6 protein-coding genes and 2 pseudogenes are annotated in these 6,986 nt (G+C 38.0%); 2 read left to right on the top strand and 6 right to left on the bottom strand.

The genetic code is table 11. The features are described from left to right. Positions 1 to 82: 82 nt before the first annotated feature. Positions 83 to 952, bottom strand: a pseudogene (locus tag MTN96_RS23140) (gamma-glutamyltransferase); the annotation flags it as partial. A 111-nt stretch (positions 953 to 1,063) separates the two neighbouring features. Next, positions 1,064 to 1,609, bottom strand: a complete 546-nt coding sequence (locus MTN96_RS23135) for a GNAT family N-acetyltransferase (protein ID WP_069438667.1) — start codon at positions 1,607 to 1,609, stop codon at positions 1,064 to 1,066. Between the two features lie 49 nt (positions 1,610 to 1,658). Between MTN96_RS23135 and MTN96_RS23130 the strand changes: the two genes are divergently transcribed. Then, positions 1,659 to 2,024, top strand: a complete 366-nt coding sequence (locus MTN96_RS23130; protein WP_036981858.1) for a hypothetical protein — start codon at positions 1,659 to 1,661, stop codon at positions 2,022 to 2,024. A gap of 22 nt (positions 2,025 to 2,046) precedes the next feature. On the opposite strand, the pseudogene MTN96_RS23125 reads toward MTN96_RS23130, so the two are convergent. Both MTN96_RS23125 and MTN96_RS23120 read right to left on the bottom strand, forming a co-directional pair. Further along, positions 2,047 to 2,641, bottom strand: a pseudogene (locus MTN96_RS23125) (TonB-dependent receptor domain-containing protein); the annotation flags it as partial. Beyond that, positions 2,581 to 2,781, bottom strand: coding sequence for a hypothetical protein (locus MTN96_RS23120; protein WP_036981856.1), 201 nt, complete (start codon positions 2,779 to 2,781; stop codon positions 2,581 to 2,583). The gene MTN96_RS23120 and the pseudogene MTN96_RS23125, both read right to left, overlap by 61 nt. Positions 2,782 to 3,193: 412 nt before the next feature. On the opposite strand from MTN96_RS23120, the gene MTN96_RS23115 reads away from it, so the two are divergent. Further along, entirely contained in the window at positions 3,194 to 3,784 is a 591-nt protein-coding gene (locus tag MTN96_RS23115) for a LuxR C-terminal-related transcriptional regulator (protein WP_036981855.1), read from the top strand. Here MTN96_RS23115 and MTN96_RS23110 read toward each other — a convergent pair. Further along, on the bottom strand, positions 3,774 to 4,619 hold the full coding sequence (locus MTN96_RS23110) for a hypothetical protein (protein ID WP_248532838.1): 846 nt from the start codon (positions 4,617 to 4,619) through the stop codon (positions 3,774 to 3,776). The two genes, MTN96_RS23115 and MTN96_RS23110, sit on opposite strands and share 11 nt — an antisense overlap. Further along, complete coding sequence (locus MTN96_RS23105; RefSeq protein WP_248532837.1) at positions 4,609 to 6,969, bottom strand: fimbria/pilus outer membrane usher protein; 2,361 nt, start codon at positions 6,967 to 6,969, stop codon at positions 4,609 to 4,611. The genes MTN96_RS23110 and MTN96_RS23105 overlap by 11 nt, the downstream gene beginning before the upstream one ends. Positions 6,970 to 6,986 lie beyond the last annotated feature (17 nt).

Raw genomic sequence — 6,986 nt, 5'->3', positions numbered from 1 at the left:
ACTATGATAATTTAAACGAGTCAGGTAAAGTGGCCTGACTTAAACAAACTGGTCTCCGATGAACTCGGGGCGATTCAGGCGTTGGTTTTTTAAGCTCATACATTTTCAGCCATTGCAATATAGCAATGCCGCCTGAGCTTGGTGGCGGTGAAGTAAGCACTTGGTAGCCATTCCAATTCGCTTTTATAGGAGTCCGCGATTTAGCACGATAACGTTTTAAATCATCTTGGTTAATGATCCCGCCATGTTGGTGCATAAATTTTGCAATAATTGCGGCAGTTTCACCTTGATAAAAGCCATCTTGACCCTCATCGCGAATGCGTTTGAGTGTGGCAGCTAGCTCTGGTTGTTTAAAAAGCGCACCTGCCGTAGCGGTTGCAAAATAACTGGCAAAGTTTACATTAATGTTTTTATTATTTAGATGTCCTATATAGTCCTCAATCAGCTGAGCCAACTTTTCAGGCACAACAAAGCCCTGCTCTGCTAATATTACTGCCGGTTGCACTAACGCTTTCCACGGTAACGTACCATGCTTTTTATGGGCTAACCACATTCCTGCGACACTGCCAGGCACGCCACTAGCGTGTATGCCGTAAATAGATTTATTTTCAATTACTTGCCCCTGCTCATCTAAATACATATCACGATGCGCGGCACTGGGCGCGGTTTCGCGGTAATCTATAAAATCACCTTTTCCATCTTTATGGATAAGCATAAACCCACCGCCACCAATATTACCCGCTTCGGGGAGCGTAACGGCTAATACAAACTGAGCAGCAATAGCGGCATCAACCGCGTTGCCGCCTTGCTCTAATACGGCTTTTGCAGCGTGCGCACTAAATGTGTCGGGCATCGCCACCGCACTTTGTTTAGCCGCTACATTAAAAAAGCCTACTTGTATTATTAAGACACTGCTAATAATTAGCTTGCGTGGTGAAAAAAGTGATCCCATCCCATATCCTTAGGTTATTTTTATACATTGATGGCAAACATTAATGCACAGTAACAAACACTAGGTCAATATTTATAGGTCGCATTTAAAGAGCCTAGGATTGTTGTTAGATTATCCACATGACTTTGAATAAAGCACGGCTGTTAAATTTGAGCCATCCTCTGTATGAATATAATAATGTTTAAGCTGCATACCGAGTTTTTTCATAACATTAATTGAGCCAACATTTGAGGTCAGTGCTGTAGCGCTAATTGCCTTTACTTGGCGTTGTTTTTCAAGCTCTGAACAAATAGCGCCTGCCGCTTCGATAGCATACCCTTTGCCCCAACTCGCTTGCTTAAACCGCCAGCCCACTTCAATATCACTAAAATCAGGCGTATCTGAAAAAAAGCCCATCGGCCGAACAAGCACCCATCCTATAAAGGTATTGCTTTCACGCAATGTTACTTGCCATAACCCCCACCCTTGTTGCTCATTACGATAAGCAAGCATTCTAGGAATACTGACTGTTTTTATCTCTTCAAGCGAAGTGGGTTTACCTTGTGTTAAATGTTGCATAACGGCTGGGTCTTGATCGAGCTCGTATAATTGCGGCCAATCATGTTCGTCCATTAATTTAAAACTTAATCGTGTTGTTACAGCTATGTTCATTTTCATTGTTGTATAGTTACCCCTGAAATATAATTTTCTCTAAAGGAGATAGTAAATGAAAAAATTAGCAGGTTTAGCTTTATTAGGCACTTTAATTACGTTAACTGGCTGTGAAGATGCCAACGAAGTAAAACAAGATGCAAAAGAAACAAGCGCTCAAGTGAAAGAAAAGCTTGATGAAACTTGGAATGAAGTAAAGGAAAAAACCAATGAGCTTAAAAATGATGAATCATTTAATGAGCTACTTGAAGAGAGTAAAGAAATGGGCTTAGACATGTACGATGACGGCAAAGAAGTAGCTGTTGATGCATGGATTAAAAGCAAAGAAGCGGCTGGCGAGCTGACTGAAAAAACCAAGCAAAAAGCACGTGAAATTGCCGCAGAAATTGAGCAGGCACGTAAAGAACATAAAGAAGGTTAATTATTTTTAACCATAAAAAAGGTAAGCCATGGCTTACCTTTTTTGTTTTACTTTTAAAGTAAATAGACTTTGGTAATCTCTGAATAGTAAAGTCATCAGTTCTTGCAATTGTGGTTCAAGTTCAATACATTGCGCTTTAGACTGACCTGCATTCTCAACGATAGTTACAAAGCCACCACACCCGCAGTTTGATCTGAGAATGGTAGTGCTAAGTCAGTGTAGTCGGTAACAAACATCGCAAGCATCATAGACACATTTTAATGTACTTGGCCTTTTAAACCAATTTCGTAGTTAACTGCTTTGGTTTCATCAAACGATACAAACTGATCTGGACCACCAAATGGGCGTGGAGGGAAACCGCCTGTTTGGTAACCTTTTTGAATTTGACCATATACATTCATGTTATTGCTGATTTGATACGATGCATTTACATCCCATGTTACAGCGTCAAACTCTGCACTTACGTACTTACGTTCAGCGAATGTTGGAAAAATCGCATCGGCATCTTTCTCATCTTTAGAGTAACGAAGGCCACCGCCAATTGTTAAATCATCCGTTAAGTCGTAACTACCGTTAATGTAAGCTGCGTATGAGTTTGTTTCTTGATTGATTTCAAAAAATCACGTTTACGAGCTGTAACTTCGATTTTTTCAAACGCGTCTTGTTTGGCAGTGGTTTTAGCTTCTTGTGCATTTACTGTGGTAGTAAGTGCAGCAATAATTGCTAGGCTTAACTGTGAGAGTTTGCGTAGTTTCAAAATTTTCTCCAAAGGATACCGCATAATTTAGTTATGCAAACTTATTGACTTAAGCAATAAGTTTTAGGCATAAAAAAAAGACGCCTAATAGCATCTTTCCTCTGGATGGGTATTGTGTTGCATATTTGTGAATAAATGTATAAGGTTTTCATTTTATAAACATATAGGTGCAAATTAATTATACTTTTGATTATTTTTGAATAACCTGTACTAAATAAAACCGCTTAGCTAGAAAGTGAGCGCGTTATCCGTACTGCGTTTGTGCGTACCTTAAATATTTACATACAAGCCTATCGTTATTCTATAAATAGCATCAATCTACATCCAGTTTAGTTTATTGAACTATACACTATGATTGATATTAACCAAAAATAGCAATATAGTATTAACAATACTTCTACGGACAGAAATTATGGATATTAAAAATACTCCAATACGCAATATAAAGTGCTTTAATAGTCCAGACTATACCTCACTCTTTTGTGTGGCAGCTAACTACAACATTTTATTAGTTAATTACCAAGCACTTAACGTAATAACAACCTACGACCTTATTAATCAATTTATGCAAGATAACGGCTACACAAACTTAGTTATATTTGATGTACCTAAAAATAGTGACGTATTAGCCTTAAAAGAATGGCCTAATTTAAAGGGGCTTTTTTATGAAAGTTCAGATGATTCACTTTTTCAACAGGGCCTCGAAGCCATTGAACAAGGAAAACTTTGGTTTCCACGCGATGTCACTGACAGCTGGATGAGACAAATGTTAGCCTCTGAACAGCAAACGGCCCTGCAATCAAGTAATCTCACTTGCAAAGAAATTAAAGTATTAAACTTACTTTTCTCCGGTCTACATTCCACCGCTATTGCAGATAGCCTATTTATAAGTGAAGCCACTGTAAGAGTACATCTACACAAGATTTACCAAAAAATATCTGTAAAAAACAAACAACAAGCATTGCTCTGGTGCCAAAAAAACTTAAGTAAAGTTAATAATTAAGTGGGCTTATTTGAAAACGAATAACATCTGAATATTCACCGGCTGCTTGGCGAGTGAAATCTTCCAACTGAATGCTAAGCGGAATGAAAAACTCAGACTGACCAGAATAAGCAAAGTTTAAATTTGAAGCCTTTGCTAAGTTAATTTCTTCTGAACCTAGCTGTAATGTATAGTTAATACCATATTTAGTACTAAACACTGTGTGTATTAAACGGCTTTTATTCTCTGAGGTTACATTCAGCTGGATATCGGTATTTGTCACAATTTGTAAGCTAGGTAACATAGTGTATTTTTCTGCAGGACGCAGCTCCCCTAAAAAAACAGTACTAGAAAAAGTGTTATAGCCTAATAAAGATAAGCTTGTGCGAGGTTGAATAGTTGTTTCTATTTCAATTTCTACTTCATCAAGACTTTGCTTGTTCTCATCATAAAGTTTCAACTGAAGTCTATCTGTATAGTACCCTGCTTTTACAGGGGTGCCTGCAGGGATCACTAACCTGATATCTACTGAATTATTGTTAAGTTTAACTTGATTGTTGGTTTTGCTTAACAACTGATTTTCTAAACGAATTTGGTAATTAATAAATTGAGAATTACCTTTAAGCGCCCCTTGGTTTTGCGAAGAAAGACTAAAATACAAGGTACAATCCGTCGTATTTATTGTATCTACTCGAATTGTTTTCTCTGCATCGTTTTGTGATTTTACGTGATAAAAAGATAAGTCATCAAACAAATATGCTATTTCACCAATACTCGCATCGCACTGAGCATTAACTCTATTTGCTATAGATAGTAAGACTATACTTATTGCTAAATACACAATTTTAATGTACATAAATTACCCCTTTTCTTTGCAACTGTTCACCATCACGCACATCTATTGAAAATGTAGTTTTATCTTTATTTTGTAAAGTTACCTTATAATGGCATGGAGCAAGCCCTGTTATTGCAAAACGGCCTCGCTTGTTCGTAAAAAAGGTATACTCTTTGTTCGTTACTTTATTTGGGCAAATAGCCTTTCCAACCACTAAAGCTAAGGGTGACTCGTCTCGATTACGAAGAGTCGCAATAACAGAAATATTTGCTGCAGTACCAATTATTGCTTTGTGCCCGGTTTTGTATTTTGGGTAAAAGCTAAGCATTCCAGAGCCGATATCATAACCTGGGGCTAGATCATCAATATCTACAGGAATGTTGATATTGTCATATGAGCTTAAATCATTAAGTAATATGGTTTTGAAGTCTCTATTATCAGCTCTATATTCATTTTCAACTCGGCCTAACGTAATTACTTTGTTTTCTAGGCTTTTATGAGCGTTAACCAAAGCAAAGCTATCGTATATAGGCTTTCCAAATGCCCATGTATCATCTGCAAAAGCTATGCTAGATGCAAGACTTACACGGCTTTGATGATAAGCAGAGCGCGCATTTAAATCTTTATAAAAACTTGCATGTTCAAGGTTAGCAGCAAAACGGTTTGCGTTATATTGCATGTTTAAATCAAAGATTGTTTTATTTAAATCATTACTTTCTAAGCCAGCACGCAAGTTCAACGCACCAACAAACCGCTGGTTACTATCTTGCGTAAACTCAAGTCTCGTTTTATCACGTCTAGATCGGTGCGATAGTTTAACCCTATGCTGATTATTAAATTTATAAGTAAATGATAAACTTACCCCCCACTCTCTCTCGCCTCTAAAATCATCCCATTGCGCTCCGGCAGTATACCTCCACTGGCTATTAGCTAAGTCGCCCGAAAAATTAATACCTAGAGATTTATCAAACTGAACGCTCTCATGATCACGGGAAATATTAGTAAAAAAAGAGGCTAATGTTCTATCGTTAACATAATAGCTATAACTCGCCTGCAGATAGTGCTCTTTATAGCGGTTATTGAACGTTTCTTGGTTCCTGAATCCGAGCGCTGTAAAATATTTTGAACTATATTCATAACCCAGCGTAAGCTCACTTCCTAAGTTACTCATGTTATAACTACTATAAACAGTACGATAGGCATACCCTTGATGCTCAGCGAAGCTAAAAGCCCCCTCAAAAGCTAGTTGACCTACCTTAGCTGCATAGATTTGTTTAATGCCTATTTGCTGAGCGTATTTATCCCCTTGTACTGTAACCCCAGCAGTCCAACTAGGTGTCAGACCATAGTCCAAATAAGCACTAAGAAAAGGATCATCTGGTTCATATTCGAGTTTATCGCCAGCGTTAGCAGGCACGCCTAAGTGAAGCTCATATTCAAGCTGCCCTTGTGCGAATAGGTCTAAACCAGTTGCAACATCAAAGTTTACATAGCGCACAACGCCAGCTATATCAGTAATTTTTAGAGAGATATTATTGCTGCCTTCGCTCAAAGGTATGTCATCTAAAGAATAAATACCCGCCACCAAATTAAGTCGCTGAATAATACGCTCCTCTACATATACCTCTACACTTGAGGGCGTTTGAAGAGTAAAACTACGCGAAGCGGTTGGCCTTATAGGCCTATCTGATAATAAAGAAAAATCATGTGCTATAGAAAAACCTAACAAGCGAGAGGAGTTTTGAAAATAACCGCCTGAACTAAAGTTATCCCCTAGAGAAAGGCGCATGCCTAAGCTAGGTAGATCATGAATTAATCTCGTTCCTTGGCGTTTTAAACTTGATGAGGCCGGCTGCGATACTTTACTATATTCATATTCATTCTCTAACACCCACCCTTGCCAACTAGCGACGATTTCTGAGCGTAGTGCATATTGCTCTTGAACTTGCTGCTGCTCCTTATCGTTCTGATGAACGTAGCTTGCATAAGCGTTAACAAAGCCACTTGCGTTAGCAGGTTCAATTGCTTTTAACTTTTTCCTTCTTTTTTGTGCACTTAATTTCTGTGGGCGAGTAAGCTCTATGGGAACAACAACGTCCAAACTAAAATCGCTCATATCAAACACAACACTAAAACCCAGTTCCCTTAATGAAGATACCGCTAAAGTATTGCCTTTTAATACCTTAAATAGCTCGCTCTCTTTTTCTTCAAGTAAAATTTCGCGAAGATACGGCTCTAGTTCGTTCCACTGTAAAAAAAGGGCATCGTCTTTATCAACTTTAAGTGAGACTTGACCTATTGGACTTTTATTTAATTGAACTGACACATTAAGTTCAATTGTCCTACTAGAAGGATTTATTTTTGCTAACACGTTAAGTGGTAAAAAAA

It is taken from the genome of Pseudoalteromonas sp. 2CM28B, from assembly GCF_023161935.1.
Note: the sequence above shows the minus strand (reverse complement) of the source record. Positions and strands in the feature narration are given on the sequence as shown.